17 protein-coding genes and 1 tRNA gene are annotated in these 18,017 nt (G+C 66.8%); 15 read left to right on the forward strand and 3 right to left on the reverse strand.

Annotated features, from left to right (window positions below):
- Positions 1-281: 281 nt before the first annotated feature.
- Positions 282-367: transfer RNA gene (locus V5A19_RS11630), tRNA-Leu, on the reverse strand.
- A gap of 438 nt (positions 368-805) precedes the next feature.
- Between V5A19_RS11630 and yajC the strand changes: the two genes are divergently transcribed.
- From yajC to secF, 3 genes are read left to right on the forward strand one after another with little or no spacing between them, the layout of a single operon-like run.
- Entirely contained in the window at positions 806-1,144 is a 339-nt protein-coding gene (gene yajC / locus V5A19_RS11635) for a preprotein translocase subunit YajC (RefSeq protein ID WP_332319383.1), read from the forward strand.
- Positions 1,145-1,153: 9 nt separating this feature from the next.
- Positions 1,154-2,965, forward strand: coding sequence for a protein translocase subunit SecD (gene secD / locus V5A19_RS11640; RefSeq protein ID WP_332319382.1), 1,812 nt, complete (start codon positions 1,154-1,156; stop codon positions 2,963-2,965).
- Positions 2,966-2,969: 4 nt separating this feature from the next.
- The gene (secF, locus tag V5A19_RS11645) at positions 2,970-3,932 is read left to right on the forward strand and encodes a protein translocase subunit SecF (RefSeq protein ID WP_332319381.1); all 963 of its coding nucleotides are present in this window, start codon (positions 2,970-2,972) and stop codon (positions 3,930-3,932) included.
- 100 nt (positions 3,933-4,032) lie between these two features.
- Here secF and V5A19_RS11650 read toward each other — a convergent pair whose 3' ends face one another.
- The gene (locus tag V5A19_RS11650; protein WP_332319380.1) at positions 4,033-4,233 is read right to left on the reverse strand and encodes a DUF2905 domain-containing protein; all 201 of its coding nucleotides are present in this window, start codon (positions 4,231-4,233) and stop codon (positions 4,033-4,035) included.
- A 215-nt stretch (positions 4,234-4,448) separates the two neighbouring features.
- Positions 4,449-4,796, reverse strand: coding sequence for a 4a-hydroxytetrahydrobiopterin dehydratase (locus tag V5A19_RS11655; protein WP_332319379.1), 348 nt, complete (start codon positions 4,794-4,796; stop codon positions 4,449-4,451).
- Between the two features lie 170 nt (positions 4,797-4,966).
- On the opposite strand from V5A19_RS11655, the gene V5A19_RS11660 reads away from it, so the two are divergent.
- The 12 genes from V5A19_RS11660 to V5A19_RS11715 all read left to right on the forward strand — a co-directional run.
- Positions 4,967-6,499, forward strand: coding sequence for an NAD(P)H-hydrate dehydratase (locus V5A19_RS11660; protein ID WP_332319378.1), 1,533 nt, complete (start codon positions 4,967-4,969; stop codon positions 6,497-6,499).
- A 24-nt stretch (positions 6,500-6,523) separates the two neighbouring features.
- Positions 6,524-6,982: a CBS domain-containing protein gene (locus V5A19_RS11665; RefSeq protein ID WP_332319377.1), complete on the forward strand. Its 459-nt coding sequence runs from the start codon at positions 6,524-6,526 to the stop codon at positions 6,980-6,982.
- Positions 6,983-6,984: 2 nt separating this feature from the next.
- Entirely contained in the window at positions 6,985-7,473 is a 489-nt protein-coding gene (gene tsaE, locus V5A19_RS11670; protein ID WP_332319376.1) for a tRNA (adenosine(37)-N6)-threonylcarbamoyltransferase complex ATPase subunit type 1 TsaE, read from the forward strand.
- Complete coding sequence (locus V5A19_RS11675; RefSeq protein ID WP_332319375.1) at positions 7,463-8,782, forward strand: N-acetylmuramoyl-L-alanine amidase; 1,320 nt, start codon at positions 7,463-7,465, stop codon at positions 8,780-8,782. The genes tsaE and V5A19_RS11675 overlap by 11 nt, the downstream gene beginning before the upstream one ends.
- Positions 8,783-8,850: 68 nt before the next feature.
- The gene (gene mutL / locus V5A19_RS11680) at positions 8,851-10,719 is read left to right on the forward strand and encodes a DNA mismatch repair endonuclease MutL (RefSeq protein ID WP_332327818.1); all 1,869 of its coding nucleotides are present in this window, start codon (positions 8,851-8,853) and stop codon (positions 10,717-10,719) included.
- 217 nt (positions 10,720-10,936) lie between these two features.
- Positions 10,937-11,851 carry a tRNA (adenosine(37)-N6)-dimethylallyltransferase MiaA gene (gene miaA, locus V5A19_RS11685; protein ID WP_443081450.1) on the forward strand — a complete coding sequence of 305 codons (915 nt, stop codon included), beginning with the start codon at positions 10,937-10,939 and terminating at the stop codon, positions 11,849-11,851.
- 159 nt (positions 11,852-12,010) lie between these two features.
- Positions 12,011-13,279, forward strand: a complete 1,269-nt coding sequence (gene hflK, locus V5A19_RS11690; RefSeq protein ID WP_332327819.1) for an FtsH protease activity modulator HflK — start codon at positions 12,011-12,013, stop codon at positions 13,277-13,279.
- On the forward strand, positions 13,276-14,148 hold the full coding sequence (gene hflC / locus V5A19_RS11695; protein ID WP_332327820.1) for a protease modulator HflC: 873 nt from the start codon (positions 13,276-13,278) through the stop codon (positions 14,146-14,148). Before hflK ends, hflC begins: the two co-directional genes overlap by 4 nt.
- A 12-nt stretch (positions 14,149-14,160) precedes the next feature.
- Positions 14,161-14,355 (forward strand): DUF2065 domain-containing protein, encoded by a 195-nt coding sequence (locus V5A19_RS11700; RefSeq protein WP_332319370.1) that lies wholly within the window; start codon positions 14,161-14,163, stop codon positions 14,353-14,355.
- Positions 14,356-14,440: 85 nt separating this feature from the next.
- Entirely contained in the window at positions 14,441-16,162 is a 1,722-nt protein-coding gene (locus tag V5A19_RS11705; protein WP_332327821.1) for a GspE/PulE family protein, read from the forward strand.
- Positions 16,163-16,379: 217 nt separating this feature from the next.
- Complete coding sequence (locus V5A19_RS11710) at positions 16,380-16,958, forward strand: Uma2 family endonuclease (protein WP_332319368.1); 579 nt, start codon at positions 16,380-16,382, stop codon at positions 16,956-16,958.
- Positions 16,959-16,962: 4 nt separating this feature from the next.
- The coding region (locus V5A19_RS11715; RefSeq protein ID WP_332327822.1) for a type II secretion system F family protein at positions 16,963-18,017 on the forward strand (1,055 nt) is incomplete at its 3' end.

Raw genomic sequence — 18,017 nt, forward strand, 5'->3', positions numbered from 1 at the left:
TGGCCGATCGCCTTCAAACCAAGAAGCCGATTCCCGGAGTTCCGCGAAGAACCTTCCTTTTTTCCGATTATCGGAGGGTGCTACTTGCAACGCCTGGGTCTGCAAAGGGCACCCGAAAGGAATGGGCTAGTTTTGTCGCACACCTTACCCAGTCTGGCGGATGAGTCAGGGAGTAGACATTGGGGGCTTGGCTCGATTTCAGTATGCTCAGTCAACCTTGGGCCGAAAAAAGGCTTGCGCTCGGAAGCGCAAGCCCAAGGGTGAGCCCCCATTTTTAAAGATGGTGCCGAGGGCGGGAGTCGAACCCGCACGGGCAGTGCCCACCTGATTTTGAGTCAGGCGCGTCTACCGGTTCCGCCACCTCGGCAAAGTTGCGTCAGTCTAATAGAAACCGAGGCAGCGCGTCAGCGGCGACCTCGGCTCAGTTACGCCTATCTAAATGGTTACGAGGGAGCGCCGCAGGCGCACACCTCGGCAAAGTCGAATCCGCTCCCGCTCCCCCGGAAAAAGGCTGAAAGGGGAACCGGCTCCTGTGGGAGCGGCCAGGGGCCGCGACCAATAAATGCCTCCGGAGGGTCCGGGCTGATGGGCCCTCCTATAAGCCCCGTTTCCACAGCGCCGGGGTTAGGCCGGAGGTTGGACTACGACCCAGGGACCCTATTGCCCCCGCCGCATCCGACCAAGGCGCAATCTTAGCACTCCCTTTCGCCGGGCGACCAGACCCTCAATGGACATCGGATTTGGAATCCGGCGCCTCGGCCGCTACCATTGCCGGCTGGAGCGAACCTACCCCGAGGAGTCGTCGATGGTCGAGCCATTTTCGCTGGTCGGTCTGGCCCACGCCCAGGCCGATGGGGGTGCCCAGGGTCCGGGCCTTATCCCCAACCTGGTACTGCTGGGGGCCCTCGTTTTGATCTTCTATTTCCTGCTGATCCGCCCCCAGCAGAAGCGCATGAAGCAGCACCGGGAGATGGTCAAGAACCTGGAGAAGGGCGATGAGGTGGTGACCGGCGGCGGCTTTTACGGCCGCGTGGTCCGCGTCAATGACGAAGCCGTCACCGTGGAGCTGGCCGAAGGGGTCCGTGTGAAGGCCCAGCGCGACAGCATCCAGAATGTCCTCCCCCAGGGCACCGTGAAGGACTGACCGCCCCCCATGAACCGCTATCCCCTCTGGAAATACCTGGTTATCGCCGGCGCCATCCTGCTGGCCTTCCTTTACGCCATACCCACCCTTTACGGCACCGATCCCGGCCTTATGGTCACCCCCAAGCGGGGCAAGCCTCAGCCCCAGGCGGTGGAAACGGTCAAGGAGGCGCTGGGGGAGGCCAACGCCGCTTACCGGGGGCTAAAGCTCCGGGAACGGGGGGTCAGCATTCGCCTGGGAGCCGGCGCGGTGCGCGAGCGTGTCCGTGAGGCCCTGCAGGAGCGCCTTCCCGATTACGGGATAGGGCCCATGCGGCTGTCGGCGGTTCCGGGGTGGCTGGACGCCGTGGGCGGCAAGACCATGAACCTCGGCCTCGATCTGCGCGGCGGCGTCCACCTGCTCATGGAGGTGGAGGTGGCCAAGGCCATCCAACGCTCCTACGAGCGCCATGTGGACGAGCTCCGCAATGCCTTCCGCGAGGCGGAGGTGCGCTACCGGGCTGTGGAGCTAGCCGAGCCGCAGGAAGGGGCCGATTTCCTGCGGCTCAAGTTCGACAGTGCGGGGGAGGCGGACAAGGGCGCCGATGTCATCGGCTCCCAGTTCGACGAGCTCGCGGTCTCGCCCAGCGCCCAGGGCGAGGCCTTCCGCCAGGCCCGGCTGACCCAGCAGGAGCAGGAGCGGCTCAAGGACTGGGCGGTGGAGCAGAGCATTACCACCATGCGAACGCGGGTGAATCAGCTCGGTGTCTCCGAGCCGGTCATACAGCGCCAGGGGGAGCAGCGTATCGTGGTCCAGCTCCCCGGCATCCAGGATACGGCCCGGGCCAAAGAGGTGATCGGCTCCACCGCGCAACTGGAGTTCAAGCTGGTGGATACCGAGCACAACGTCCAGAAAGCGGTTGAGGAGGGCGCCCCGCCCGGCAGCGTGATCCGCCGGGACCGGGAGGGCCGCCCCTACTTGCTGGAGCGCCGGACGGTGCTGTCGGGTCAGTACATCACTGAGGCCCGGGCCGGGTTCAGCCAGCAGAACAACGAGCCCCTGGTCCACATCTCCTTCGATAATAAGGGCACCCGGCTGTTCGCCCGGCTTACCGAGGAGAACGTAGGCGACCGCATGGCCATCCTGCTCGACGACGAGGTGGTCACGGCCCCCCGCATCAACGAGGAGATCCCCGGCGGGCGTGCCCAGATCACGGGCATGGCAAATGCCGAAGAGGCCCACGATGTGGCCCTCATGCTTCGCGCCGGTGCCTTGCCGGCGCCCGTCAAGGTCGCTGAGGAGCGCACAGTGGGGCCCACCCTGGGTCAGGACTCCATCGAGCAGGGCTTCAAGTCCATCGTGCTCGGTTTCGCACTGGTGGTACTGTTCATGGCGGTTTACTACCGTCTCTTCGGGCTGGTGGCCGATGTCGCCCTGCTGCTCAACTTGGTGTTCATCGTGGCCATCATGTCCCTGCTGCAGGCCACGCTGACCCTGCCCGGCATCGCCGGCATCGTGCTCACCGTGGGCATGGCGGTGGACGCCAATACCCTGATTTTCGAGCGCATCCGGGAGGAGGTACGGGTGGGCAACACCCCGCATGCCTCGATCCATTCCGGCTATACCAAAGCCTTGTCCACCATTGCCGACGCCAATATCACCACTCTCATTGCCGCCCTGGTCCTGTTCCAGTTCGGCAGTGGCCCGGTGAAGGGCTTCGCCGTGACCCTTTCGGTGGGCATCGTCACCTCCATGTTCACCGCCATCATGGTCACCCGTGCCGTGATCAATCTGTCCATCGGCCGTCGGCGGCTGAACCGCCTGTCCATCGGAGAGGGCTGAGCGCATGCATATCGTACCCCGGGAGACCCATCTCAATTTCCTCGGCCACCGGCGCCTGGCCTTCGTGGTCTCGGTGATCCTTTTGGCCATTGCCATCGGCAGTCTGACGGTCCGCGGCCTCAATCTGGGCATCGACTTCACCGGTGGCACCCTGGTGGAGGTGGGCTACAGCCAGTCGGCCACGGTGGCCAACGTCCGCTCGGACCTTAGCGAAGCCGGCTTCGACCGGGCAGTGGTCCAGACTTTCGGGGCGCCCACCGACATCCTGGTGCGCGTGCCGTCCGTGGATGGCGAGAACGATTCCGCCGAAGTCAGCACCGGCGTGCTTCAGGCCCTCCGCAGTGGGGCCCCGGAAGGTATCGACGTGGCCATGCGGCGGGTGGAGTTTGTCGGTCCCCAGGTGGGTCAGGAACTGGCCGTCAAGGGAATGCAGGCCCTCGCCTTCGCCCTAATCGGCATCCTGATCTACGTGTCGCTGCGATTCGAGCTGCGCTTCGCCGTGGGCAGTGTGGCCGCCCTGATACACGACGTCCTGGTGGTTGTGGGGGTGTTCTCCCTGACCCAGATGGAGTTCGATCTGCCAGTGATCGCCGCCATCCTGGCAGTGATCGGCTACAGCCTGAACGATACCATCGTGGTCTACGATCGCATCCGCGAGAACCTGCGCAAGATGCGCAAAGAGAACACCGCAACGGTCATGAACAACAGTATCAACGAGATGCTGGGTCGGACGGTGGTGACCTCCGGCACCACCTTGATGGTGCTGCTTTCCCTGTTCTTCTTGGGTGGTCCGGTGATCCACGGGTTCTCAGCCGCCCTAATTACCGGGGTCCTGGTGGGTACCTACTCTTCGGTCTTCGTTGGGGCCCCGATCGCTCTAGTGTTGGGTGTGAGCCGCACCGACCTGATGAGCCGCAAGGAGACGGAAGGGGAGGGCCCCAAGCCGGGGGAAGCGCATGCCCCCTAGCTGGCCAGGGTAGCCCGGCCGACAGGGCCGCCGCCGAATCCGGCGGCGGCCTTTTTACGGGTGTCGAATGGCCTTTAGGCCATAGCTCGCAAGGCCCAGCCTATTTGTGGAATAGCCAGAGGAGCAGGCTGATCAGGAGGCTGAGCAGCAGGGAGGTGGTCAGGGGGAAATAGAAGTGCCAGTTGTCCCGGCGTATGAGGATATCCCCGGGGAGCCGGCCGAGGCCAAGCTTCTGGAGGAAGGGCCAAAGCAGGCCGGCGCCAACCAGGACCAGGCCGAGAATGACCAGAAAGCGTGCCATTGCCGGTTCCCAGGGTGGGGAGGAAGCTCTAGCGGCGAAGCCTAACAGCCCTTCCATGGCCAGTTACAAGAAAGAACAGAAACAAAGTCACCCCAACCGCTCGGGGGCGGAGGCAATTCGGCCCCGGGCGGGCTCAATGACAAAGCTTTTCCTCTCACTGGTAAAAAGGCCCGGCCATGGTTGGCCGGGCCCGAGGGGATGGCAGCCCTGTCGCCTCAGAGCTGGTCGATCTTGGCGGCAAGGATAAAATCGTTCTCCGACAGACCGCCAATGGCGTGGGTGGACAGCCGTACTGCCACCTTGCCGTAGCCCACCTCCAGGTCGGGGTGGTGGTCCTCTTCCTCGGCGACATCCTTGATCTGGTTAACGAAGTCCACTGCCTCGACGAAGTTCCTGAGTTTGTACCCCTTCTTAAGGGAGCGGTTGTCCGCGGTCACCGCCCAGGGCTGCTTCCGGGCTGCGTCGCTGCTATTGAGTTCGGCGAGCTTGGCCTCGGCCTCTTCCTCGCTGATGGGCTCGGTTCCGCCCTCGCAGGGCTCGCAGTGCTTCTGTGCCAAGTCCATGGCTTTGGCTCCGTTCGCTAAGTCGATTTCCATCGCGGGTTGATTCGGGTCACGGTTTTATTTTGAAACCAGTTATCATTCCCGTCTAGACCGGTCAACCGCCCTGGAGGCCATCGCCTTTTGGCGGGGCACCCGATGCCGTACCCTGTCGTGGATAGCCAGGAGCTGCCATGAAGCCCCAAAAGGCCCCCTTTTCCCTGTTTACCGCAGCCGAGACCCGGGCTCTCGACGGTGCCGCTATTGCCGCCGGCATTCCCGGCAAGGTGCTCATGGAGCGGGCCGGCGAGGTCACCGTTGCCACCCTTTGCGCCGGTTGGCCGAGCCATTGCCGTGGCCGCATCGCGGTGCTGGCAGGAGGCGGCAACAACGGCGGTGACGGCTACGTTGTCGCCCGCCGGTTGCGTGAAGCGGGGGCGGCCGTGGTCCTGGTGGCGGTTGCCGATCCGGAGCGCCTCGAGGCCGACGCTGCCGATGCCGCCGGGCGCTGGCACCAAGCGGGCGGCCAAACGGTTTCCTGGGAGGCCGCTCCCGATCTCAAGGACTTCGATCTGCTTGTGGATGCCCTTCTCGGGACGGGGCTCAGCAGCAAGGTGCACACACCCTACCATGAGGCTATTGCCGCCATGGCAGCCGCTTCCGCTCCCGTTGTGGCGGTTGATATTCCCTCCGGCCTGGATGCCGACAGCGGCCGGGTGCTCGGCATCGCCCCGACGGCGGATCTTACCGTCACGTTCGTGGGCCGCAAGCGGGGGTTGTTCACCGCCGACGCCGGGGATGTTACCGGTGAGGTGGTCTTCGACGACCTGGGTATCCCGGAATCGGTTTATGCCGACCATCCCGCGGCTGGTCGGTTGCTCGACCGAAGCGAAATGGCGCTTTCGGCCCGGCCGGCTAACTGCCACAAGGGGGACTTCGGCCGGTTGGTTTTGGCCGGGGGCACCTCCGGAATGACCGGGGCCCTGGCCCTGGCCGGTTGGGCCGCCTTGCGGGCTGGGGTCGGCTGGGCCGTGGCCTGTGCCGATCCGGAGGCCCAGGCCACCGTGGCCGGTTTCCACCCGGAGCTGATAACCGCCCCGTGGCGGGAGGACGGTGGCCTCCCCGGGGAGTTGGTGGCGGGGGCCAACGCCGTGGCCGTGGGCCCCGGCCTAGGGACCTCCTCGGCCGGCCATCGGGTACTGGCGGAAGCCGTGGCAGGCCCCGTGCCCCTAGTGGTGGACGCCGATGGCCTCAATCTTCTGGCTGAAGACGGTGAGCTGCGCCTGGCTCTGGCTCAGCGCTACGAGGCCACGGTGATTACGCCCCATCCCGGGGAAGCCGCCCGTTTGCTGGGGACCGATGCCGGCCGAATCCAGGATGATCGCTTCGCGGCCGCCCAGCGCATTGCGGCTGATCTGGGCGCGGTGTGCTGCCTGAAGGGAGCGGGTGCGGTGATCGCCACCCCCGAGGGCAGCTTCGCGGTTAGCCCCACCGGCAATCCGGGCATGGCCATGGGCGGGCAGGGGGACGTCCTGACCGGGCTGGTGGCCGCCCGGTTAGCGCAGGGTGACCCCGCCGGCCGGGCCGTCGAGCTGGCCGTTTGGGCCCACGGCGCCGCGGCGGACCGGCTGGCTATCCAGAAGGGTCCATTCGGGTTCACCCCCGGTGAATGCGCCGACGCCCTGCCCCCCGTCTGGGCTGAGCTGACCGTTGACCCCCATCCATGACCTGACTCGTAACGCGGAGCCGACATGCCCGAAGCACGCGACATTATGACCCCCGATCCCGTATCGGTGACCGAGAGCACGGGCGTCCAGGAGCTGGCCCAGGTGCTGCTGGACAGCCATCACCACGGCGTCCCGGTGGTCGATCCGGAGAACCGCTTGGTGGGAGTGGTGACCGACGCCGACTTGGTGGACACCAACAAGCGCATCCATCTGCCGACCGTGGTTACCATCCTGGATATCCTCATTCCCATCGCCGGGTTTAAGCAGTACGCCGAAGACCTGCGCAAGGCGACGGCCACAAACGCCGGTGACCTGTGCACCCGGGGGGTTGACTATGTTCTCCCCGATGCCGACATGAACGATGTGGCCACCCTCCTTTCCGAGCACCATATCCATCTGGTGCCGGTTCTCGACGAGGACGAGAAGCTGCTGGGGGTGATCACCAACACCGACATTATCCAGGCCCTCAGTCAGCGCCAGTAACCATGGCGGAGAAGGTGCGACAGGTCTACGGCGAGGCCGCCCAGGAGGCCCTGGGAGCGGCAATCGGCCGTCACCTTCGCCCGGGGACGGTGGTCCACCTGCGGGGGGAGATCGGGGTCGGCAAGACCACGCTGACGCGCGGCATGCTGCGTGGCCTGGGGATAACGGCCCCGGTCAAGAGCCCCACTTACACTCTGGTCGAGCCCTACCAAGTGCCTCGCGCTGCGGTCTATCATTTCGACCTGTACCGTCTGGGCGATCCCGAAGAGTTGCATTTTTTCGGTGCAGAGGAGTATTTTTCATCTGATAGCATTTGTATCTTGGAGTGGGCCGAGAGAGCGGGTGAGGCCCTGCCGCCTCCGGATCTGGTCCTGCAAGCGGCCTATCGCGACGCTACGAGCCGAACCGTGCGCCTGGAGGCCTTGACCGACAAGGGACGGGCCGTTTTGGAAGGCTTGGCGGAAGACAACGGGGATATGGATGGCGAGTGAGTTCGGCCGCCTCAAATTCCTGGGTGGGCTGGTCACCGCGGTTGCCCTGATTGTTATCGCCCCAGCCGCGGCCGGGGCGGCGGAGCACACCGTGCGCGATATGCGCATGTGGACCGCTCCGGACCACACTCGCCTAGTCCTGGATCTGGATAGCCGGGTGGAGCACCGCCTTTTCCGCCTTCAGGATCCCGCCCGGGTGGTGGTGGATCTGGATGCTACCCGCTCTGACGCCGATCGCGGCAACCTCGACCTGCCCGATCCCGTTCTCAAAGACGTGCGCACCGGCTATCCCGAGCAAGGGACCTTCCGGGTGGTCATGGACCTCAAGCGCGACGTCAAACCCAAGACCTTCCAGCTTGAGCCCCAGGAGCATCACGGCCACCGGCTGGTAATCGACCTGCAGCGGACCCAAAACGATGGCCGTCGGGTGACCCGAGCCCTGGAGGAGACTGAAGCCTCCGAGCGGCTGGTCGCGGTTGATGCCGGCCACGGCGGCGAGGACCCCGGAGCCATCGGGCCGGGTGGCGTCCAGGAAAAGGACGTGGTCCTGGAGATCGCCCGCCGGCTGGCGCGCAAGATCAATGACCGGTCGGGCATGCGGGCCTTTCTGACCCGCGACGGGGATTACTTTTTGGAGCTGCGCGAGCGTGTGGAAAAGGCCCGGGAGGCCGAAGCCGACCTGTTCATTTCGCTCCATGCGGACGCCTTCCGTAACGCCCGAGCCCGGGGTGCCTCGGTCTACGCCCTGTCGCGCCAGGGCGCTACCGACGAGGCCGCGGCCTGGCTGGCCAAGAGCGAGAACCAGGCTGACCTCGCCGGCGGGGTAGACCTGGACGACATGGAACGCAACGTCGCCTCGGTGGTGCTGGACCTGTCCCAGACAGCCACCATCAGTGACAGCCTGGAGGTCGGTAGCCACGTCCTGGACAATCTGGGCGACCTCACACGCCTCCATCGCCGGGAGGTCCACCAGGCACCCTTCGTGGTCCTGAAGTCCCCGGATATCCCGTCCATCCTGGTGGAGACCGGTTTTATCTCCAACAACGCCGAAGCCCGCCGGTTGCAGCGGGGTCGCTACCAAGCGCAGCTCGCCCGGGCCGTGGCCGACGGCAGCACCTCCTTTTTGGAAGACCGCGGCGCCCCATCTCCGGTGGCTCGTCGTTCGGGCACCGACAAGTACACCGTGAAAAAGGGCGACACCCTCTGGTCAATCGCCCAGCGACACCGGGTTACCGTGGATCGGCTCAAGCAGGCCAATGACCTGAATGGCTCCACCCTTACGGTCGGGCGGAACCTGCGCATCCCTTGATCCCTCCTTGGCACCGGCCAGCCCCTCGCCGATAATGGCAGCCTTTCTGCCAGCCACCGGGTTAAGCCATGCCTATCCGCCAGCTCCCCGAGCAATTGGCCAACCAGATCGCTGCTGGCGAGGTGGTGGAACGCCCCGCGTCGGTGGTCAAGGAGCTGGTGGAGAACGCCCTCGACGCGGGGGCCGACCGCATCCACATCGAGGTCGAGCGCGGCGGCACGCGTCTGCTCCGGGTGCGCGACAACGGCGTCGGCATGGATCCGGAAGATGCCCCCCGCGCCCTCGCGCCGCATGCCACCAGCAAAATCGCCGATCCCGGGGATCTGGTGCGCATCGCCACTCTGGGGTTCCGCGGTGAGGCCTTGCCCAGCATCGCCTCGGTAAGCCGGCTTAGCCTCACTACCCGCCGGACCGAGCATGACGAGGGCGTTAAGGTTATTGGCGGTGAAGGCGGCTCCGAGGCGAAACCGGCGGCCCATCCGGCGGGGACCACGGTCGAGGTCCGAGATCTGTTCCACAACACCCCAGCCCGACGCAAGTTCCTGCGCACCGAGAAGACCGAGTTCGGCCACATCCTAGACGCCGTGCGCCGGGCCGCCCTGGGGGCGATGGACGTGGCCTTCACCCTGGTGCACAACGAGCGCACCCACCTGCAGCTGCCGGCGGTGGAGTCCTGGGACGACGCCGAGCGCCGGGTCGGCCGCCTGCTGGGCGAGGGCTTCGCCGACAACGCCCTGCACCTGCGCCAGGACAGCGAAGACGGCCTGCGCCTGAGCGGCTGGGTGGTGCGGCCCACCGCCGCCCGGGGCCAGCGCGACCAGCAGTTCTTCTTCGTCAACGGCCGTGCGGTCCGGGACCGGCTCCTGAGCCACGCCGTTGCCGAGGCCTACCGCGACGTGCTGTTCAATAACCGCTTCCCCGGCTACGTGCTTTTCCTGGGGCTCGACTCGGCGGAGGTGGACGTCAACGTCCATCCCACCAAGCACGAAGTACGTTTCTCCGAGGGCCGACGCGTCCACGCCTTTGTTCGCCACACCGTTGAGCAGGCCCTGGGGGCCGATACCCCGGCTGCTGCCGCACCGGTGCCCGCCCGGGAAGGCGTCGCGGTCCCGGACCAAAAGTCCGCAACCGAAAATGGACCGTCCCCCCCCCCGTCGGGGCCTTCAGCCAGCAACGGAGGTGGCATAGCCCCCGGCTCGTGGGCCAAGCAGGGCAACCTGGGCCTGCGCGAGGCGCCCGCCGCCTACGAGGCCCTATACGGGGCTGCGTGGGAGGGCCGGCCAGCCGCCCCGCCTGCGGATGGCCATGCCCCCGCCGGGGCCGAGCCCATCAAGGGCGAGGCAGGCGGCGAGGTTCCCCCCCTGGGCCATGCCCTGGCCCAGGTCCACGGCGCCTTCATCCTGGCCCAGACCCCGACCGGGGTGGTTCTCGTCGATCAGCACGCCGCCCACGAGCGCATCACCTACGAGCGGCTCAAGCGGACCTTCCACGAGGGCGGGGTGGAGCGGCAGGCCCTGCTGGTCCCGGTGCCCGTCGCCCTTTCCGAGCGGCAGCTGGTGCTGCTGGAGGAGGAGGCCGATACCCTGGTGCGGCTGGGCCTGCGGGTGGAGGCCAGTGGGCCCCGCAACGCCGCGGTCCGCGAGGCGCCGGCCATGCTCGTCGAGGCCGACCTGGCGGCCCTGGTGGGCCGCGCCCTGGATGCTCTCGATCAATACGGGTCCCAGCGCCCGGTGACCGAGGCCGTCCACGAGGTCCTCGCCGAGATGGGCTGCCACGGTTCGGTCCGGGTCAACCGCCATCTGAGCCGGGAGGAGATGGACGGCCTTTTGCGGCAGCTGGAGGCCACCGAGCGCGCCGGCCAATGCAATCACGGCCGGCCCACCTACGTGGCCCTGTCCATGGCGGATCTGGACGGGTTTTTCCTGCGCGGCCAATAGGTGGGCAGGTGAGGCGTGAGGAGTGAGGGGTGAGGAGTGAGGTGTGAGGCGTGAGGCAGCGGGTTCGAAACGGTGAATAAGCTGAAGCGGGAGCAGGGGATTTATCTAAGATTAATTGGGACATGGATAGCCAGGGCCCGTGAGGCGGGCCGTTGACGTGACTCCTCACCCCTCACGCCTCACCCCTCACGCCTCGCACCGCTGCGCCGTCTTCCTCATGGGGCCCACGGCCACCGGCAAGACCGAGATGGCCATGGAGCTCGCCGATGCCTTTCCGCTGGCGCTGATCAACGCGGATTCGGCCCAGGTCTATCGCGGCATGGACGTGGGCACCGCCAAGCCCGGGCCTGAGGTCCGTCGCGACTACCCCCACGCCCTCATGGACTTCCGGGATCCCGCCGAGCCGTTTTCCGCCGGGGAGTTCGCCCGCGCCGCCCGCACGGTCGCCGAGGAGGCCTTCGCCGCCCACCGGGTGCCGCTGCTGGTGGGCGGTACCGGTCTGTACTTCCGGGCCTTCGCCGAGGGCCTGGCGGACCTGCCGGCCTCGGACCCGGCGGTGCGGCACCGGCTCCAGGCCGAAGCCGAGGTGCAGGGCTGGCCGGCCCTGCACCGCCGGTTGGCGGAAACCGACCCCGAGGCTGCGGCGCGCATCCATGAGCGGGACGGCCAGCGCATCTTGCGGGCCCTGGAAGTCCTCGAGGTCACCGGTCGGCCGCTGACCGACCTGCAGGCGGAGCAGGGGGTGGCGCCGATAACCTACCCGATTCTCCGGACCGCCCTGTGGCTGCCGCGGGAGGCCATCTGGGAGCGCATCGAGGCGCGCTTCCAACAAATGCTGCAAGCGGGCCTGGTGGCGGAGGCCGAGGCCCTGCGCGCCGCCGGCGTGCCGGCGGACAGTCCCGCCCTGCGGGCGGTGGGCTACCGGCAGGCCCTGGATTATCTAAACGGTCGCATCGACCACGACCAGCTAGCCGAGGCCGGGGTCGTCGCCACCCGCCGCCTGGCCCGGCGCCAGCTCATCTGGCTGCGCAAGACCCCGGATGTGACTTGGTTCCGGGCCGACCTGGAGGATGAGCGCCGGGCCCTGAAGGAACGGGTGGAGGGCTTCCTGGGCAAGCACGGTTGGCTGTGATCCGGGGGCGGGCCAAAATCTCGGCTTGTCCTAGCCGGCCAATCTGCCTAAACTGCCGAATTCGATTGCTTGAGCATGGATCGCAGTCTGGCCCCGGGGTCCAACGGGACAACGGGGAGGCAGAGCATACCGCACACCGCCGCTGCAGGAGGTCGCAACGTGGCATGGAATGAGCCCGGAGGCTCCAATAACCGCGGAAACAACCAGAACCCCTGGGGGCAATGGGGGGGTGGCGGAGGTGGCGGTGGCGGTAACCAGCAGCCGCCGGACCTCGACGAGATCATCCGCAAGCTGAAGGCCAAGCTCGGCAGCTTCGGCGGCGGCGGTGGTGGGGGCGGTGGGGGTATTGCCGGCCTGCCCTTCGGCGGCCGTGGCCTCACCGTCATCGTCGCCGTGGTGATCGCCCTGTGGCTGGCCAGCGGCCTTTACGTGGTGGGCGCCGACGAGCAGGGCGTGGTCAAGCGCTTCGGTGCGCACACCGTGACCACCGAGCCGGGCCTGCACTACCACATGCCGTGGCCCATCGAGACCGTGCAGACCCCCAAGGTCACCCAGATCCGCCGGATCGAGGTGGGCTACCGGGAGCGCCCCGGCGACCAGAGCTCCATGCACATCCCCAAGGAAGCCCTGATGCTTACCGGGGATGAGGCCATCGTCGATCTGCAGTTCGCGGTGCAGTATCACATCCGGGATGCCGAGAACTACCTGTTCCGGGTGGCGGATCCCGACGGTACCGTGCGCAGCGCCGCCGAAACCGCCATTCGTGAGGTGGTGGGCCAGCGGCCCATCGATGACGTCCTGACCCGCGAGCGGGCGGCAGTGGCCCAGGACACCCGGGAGCTGATCCAGGAGATCCTGGACCGCTACGAGACCGGCCTCCAGCTCGACGAGATCGCCCTGCAGAGCGCCCAGGCGCCCGAGCCGGTGCGGCCCGCCTTCCGCGACGTCATTAGCGCCCGCGAGGACCGGGCCCGGGCGGTGAACGAGGCCGAGGCCTTCCGCAACGACATCCTGCCCCGCGCCCGCGGACGTGCCGAGCGCATCCTGCAGGAGGCCGAGGGCTACCGCGCCAAGGTGGTCAACGAGGCCCAGGGTAGCGCCGCGCGCTTCCGCGATGTTTACGGCGAGTACAAGAACCAGCCGGAGATCACCAGCAAGCGACTGTACCTGGAGACCATGGAGAAGGTTCTGGGCAACACCCGCAAGGTCATGATGGACGTTCCCGAGAGCGGCAATCTGCTCTACATGCCGCTGCAGGAGATGCTGAAGGGCAAAATGGCCCCAGGCGGCAAGAGCCAGCAGGACCAGCAGCAGGGGCAGCAGCCCTCCCAGGGCCAGTCCCGCCAGCAGAGCGAACGGGTCCAGGACGTCCGGCAGCAGTTCGAGCAGCGTCTGGAAAACATCCGGCAAGGAAGGGGTAATCAATGAGCCGCGTCATCGGATCGCTAATCGCCGCCATCGTCGTGGTGGGCGCGCTGATCGCGGCCTTCGCGCTTTACACGGTGGACGAGACCGAATCGGCGGTGGTCCTGCAGTTCGGTAACCCGCAGAAGTCGGTGACGGAGCCGGGGCTGAACGTCAAGACGCCGTTCATCCAGAACGTCAAGTACTTCGATTCCCGGATCCTGGATTTCGACGACGAGGCGCGCACCTACGTCACCGGGGACAAGAAGAACCTGATCATCGATTCCTACGCCAAGTGGCGGATCGAGGATCCGCTGCAGTTCCACGTGACCGTGACCAACACCATGAACGCCCGCAGCCGGTTGGGTGATCTGATCCGCTCCAACCTGCGCGAGGAGATCGGCAAGCGCGATCTGCAGCAGACGGTCTCCGGCGAGCGCCGCCAAGTCATGCAAAATCTCACCGATTCGGTGACCAACCAGGCCCAGAACCTCGGCATCAAGGTGGTGGATGTGCGCATCAAGCGCACCGACCTGCCGCAGGAGAACGAGAAGGCGGTGTACGACCGCATGGCCGCCGAGCGGGAGCGCGAGGCCCGGCAATACCGGGCCGAGGGCGCCGAGCAGGCCGAGGAGATCATGGCCACGGCCGAGCGCGAGCGCGCCGAGGTCCTGGCTCAGGCTCGCCGCCAGGCCGAGGAGGTCAAGGGTGAGGCCGACGCCGAGGCCACCAGCATCTATAACGAGGCTTACAGCCTGGATTCCGACTTCTTCGCCCTGTACCGCAGCCTGCAGGGCTACCAGCGGGCCTTCCGCGGCGACGAGCTCATGGTGCTGAGCCCCGAGTCGGAGTTCTTCCGCTACTTCAATCAGTCCGAGGCCGTCGGCCAGTAGAGCGGGGGCACCGTGTGGCAGGATCTGCTGTCCGCCGTGGCGCTCGTTCTGGTGCTGGAGGGGCTGCCGTACTTCGTCAGCCCGCCGTCCATGCGCCGGGCTCTGGCCTATCTGTTCACCTTGCCCGATTCGGTGCTCCGGGGCACGGGCCTGACCCTCATGGTCCTGGGGGTCGTCCTGTTGTTCGCGGTACGCCAGTTGGTCTAGAGCCTTATCGGGAGGACCTTCCGGCTGGCTCGTCAGTGGCGCTGGGTCCGGTGACCGTTGCCGGCCAAGCCGGAGAGGACAGCCCATGGCCAAGCTGAAGAAGATCCGCCTGGGCGATCTCCTGGTCCAGGAAGGCTGGATCACCCAGCAGCAGCTTGAAGAAGCGCTTGCGGCGCAGAAGGACAGCGGCAAGAAGCTCGGCCAGCTCCTCATCGATCAGGGCCTGATCGACGAGAAGTCCCTGCTGCGATTCGTGGCCGAACAGCTGGCCATCGACTACGTCGATCTCAGCCAGTTTCAACTGGATCCCGAGACCGCCCACGCCCTGTCCGAATCCCAGGCTCGGCGTTTCCGGGCCATTCCCCTCAAGAACAAAAGCGACGGCACCGTTCAGGTGGGCATGAGCGATCCCACCAACGTCATGGCCGTGGACCGCCTGGAGCGCGTGCTGGGCGCGGAGGTGGAGCCGGCGGTGGTGTCCGAGAGCGCCCTGCTACGGGCCATGGACCGGGTCTATACCCAAAGCGAGGAGATGACCAACCTCGCCGAGGAGATCGGCGAGGAGATGGGGGGAGAGGCCGACCAGGGGCTGCTGGAGGTGCGGCCCGGGGCCGAGGACGCCCCCGTAGTGCGGCTGCTCAACTCGCTGTTCACCCAGGCGATTCGGGCCGGCGCCTCCGACATCCACGTGGAGCCGGACCAGGAAACCCTGCGCATCCGCTTCCGCATCGACGGCGTCATGCAGGAGCGTATGACCGCCGAGCGGCGTGTGGCGGGGGCGCTGGTATCCCGGCTCAAGCTCATGGGCGAGCTGGACATCGCCGAGCGCCGCTTGCCCCAGGACGGCCGCTTCCAGCTCAACATCGAGAACCGGCGGATCGACGTCCGGCTGTCCACCATGCCCACCAGCCATGGTGAATCCGCGGTCATGCGCCTGCTGGACCAGACCGCCGGTCTCATCGGTCTCGACGAGCTGGGTATGGAGGCGGATGTCCGGGAGGAGTTCGACCGCCTCATTCACGTCCCCCACGGCATCGTCCTGGTAACCGGACCCACCGGCTCCGGCAAGACCACCACCCTCTACGCCGCCCTCAAGGCCATCAACAACCTCCAGCAGAAGGTCATCACCATCGAGGACCCGGTGGAGTACCAGCTGCCCCTGATCAATCAGATCCAGGTGCGGCCCCAGATCGATCTGGACTTTGGCCGTGTCCTGCGCACGGCGCTGCGCCACGACCCCGATACCATCATGCTGGGCGAGATCCGCGACATGGAGACGGCCAGCATCGCGGTGCGGGCGGCCCTCACCGGGCACATGGTGTACTCCACCCTCCACACCAACGACGCCCCCTCCACCGCCACCCGCCTGATCGACATGGGCGTGGAGCCCTTCTTGGTTGCCTCCAGCCTGCGCGCGGTTGTGGCCCAGCGCCTGGTCCGCCGGGTCTGCGACAGCTGCAAGGCCCCGGAAGAGCCCTCCCGGGCCGTTTTGGCGGGGCTGCGGGTCGACCCCGAGGAGCTGGCCGGTGTCACCTTCTATCGCGGCCAGGGCTGCGCCGAGTGCAACAATACGGGCTATCGGGGCCGCGTCGGCATCTACGAGCTGATGGAGGTGGACGGGGCCGTTCGCGAGGCCATCGCCAACCAGGACCGGGGCGCCCTGGAGCGGGCCCTCCAGGCCCAGCCCAGCCATCGGACCCTGCGCGAATCCGGCCTGGAGAAGGCCAAGACCGGCGTTACCAGCCTCGAGGAGGTGCTGCGGGTAACCGCCGAGGATATGGAGTACGCCGAGTTCGAGACCGCCTGAGCTGTCACTGCGAGGGCCCGTCAGGGCCCGTGGCAATCTGCCAAATCGGGCCCCGGTAAGCAGAGCGCGTCGCTGCGCTCGCGATGACAGCAACAGCGCTCCGCTACGCCGATCGCTTCGGCCCCCTTCGCTGCCCTCGCGGCTGCGGTGTCACCGTGCCGAATTGGAAGCGGCCCGGGGGCTTGGTAGCCTAGGCGAGGGGAGCAAGGAGGCCGTTATGGGACGTTCGGTGGATATTCCGCGGGAGCACCGTCACCGCTTGACGTCTGCCGACCTCCACCGTCTGGCGGAGTCGGGGGCCTTTGCTCCGGAGGAGCGGGTGGAGCTTATCGGGGGGGGGCTGGTCGATAGGACACCCATCGGGAGCCGGCACGCCGAGGTCGTACGCAATCTCACCAATCTGCTTGCCGGGAAGATCGGTCCGGGCCTGCTGGTGGATGGCCAGAACCTCCTGCACCTTAGCGAAGAGGACGAGCCCCAGCCCGATCCTGCCCTTGTCTATCGCCGGGAGGCGAGCTATGGCCGGGCCCTGCCCACCGGCGAGGACGCCCTCCTGGTGGTCGAGGTCGCCGATACCAGCCTGCCTTTCGACCGGGAAGTAAAGCTCCCCCTCTACGCCCGCTCCGGGATCCCGGAGGCGTGGCTGGTGGACCTGGAGGGGGAGCGCATCGAAGTCCATACCGCCCCGGCGGCGGCGGAATACGGCGGGGTGGAGCGCTTCCGGCGTAAGATGGTGCTGCGCTCCCCGGGTCTTGATGTCGAAGTGGCGGTCGACGCCATCCTGCCGGCCGCCTGAGCCCATGCCCACCTTTTGCTATCGCGGCCGAACGCCCGAGGGCGAGACCATAACCGGGACCCTGGAAGGGGATTCGGCGTCGGCGGTAGCCGACGAGCTCAGCCGGGGCCAGATTACCCCCCTGGACATCAGCGAAGTGGCCGGCGGCGGGGGTGGCCCGGACCTATCCGCCTGGATCCGCCGGCTTTGGCGCAAGCGGGTGCCCCTGGAGGATCTGATCTTCTTCACCCGCCAGATGGCGACCCTGTTGCGGGCGGGGGTGCCGTTGCTGCGGGCCCTGGCGGGGCAGGTGGAGTCGGTGCCCAACGAGCGCCTGGCCGAGGCCCTTCAGGGGGTGCGGGAGACGATCGAATCGGGACGGACCCTGGCCGACGGACTGGAGCTGTATCCGGATGTGTTCTCCGAGATCTATGTCCACATGGTCCGGGTGGGGGAGACCAGCGGCAACCTGGTCGAGGTGTTCAACCGCCTGGGTGGTTACCTGGAGCAGGAGAAGGACACCCGCGACCGGACCAAGCAGGCCCTGCGCTACCCCATGCTGGTGGTGATTGCCATCGCCGTCGCCTTCGTCATCCTCAATGTGGTAGTAATCCCCAAATTCGCGGGCCTGTTCTCCGGCTTTGGTACCCAGCTTCCGCTGCCCACCCGCATCCTGATCGGCATCTCCCATTTCACCCGGAGCTACGGCTGGCTCCTGCTCATCGGCCTGATAGCCGCCTTCTACGGCCTCCGACGCTACATCCAAACCGATGCCGGCCGCCAGGTCTGGGATCGCTGGAAGCTCCGGCTACCCATCGTGGGCGATATCTTCTACAAGCTGGCGCTGGCCCGGTTCACCCGCACCTTCGCCACCACCACGCACAGCGGGGTCCCGGTGGTGGATGGTCTGACCGTGGTCTCCCGCGCCGTGGGGAACCGTTTCGTCGGCGATCACGTGGCCGCCATGCGGGAGGGCATCGAACGGGGCGATTCCCTCTACAATACCGCCCGGCGGGAAGGTCTGTTTCCGTTGACCGTCCTTCAGATGATCGAGGTGGGCGAAGAGACGGGTGCCGTGGA

Source organism: Thiohalorhabdus sp., from assembly GCF_036628635.1.
GTDB lineage: Bacteria > Pseudomonadota > Gammaproteobacteria > Thiohalorhabdales > Thiohalorhabdaceae > Thiohalorhabdus.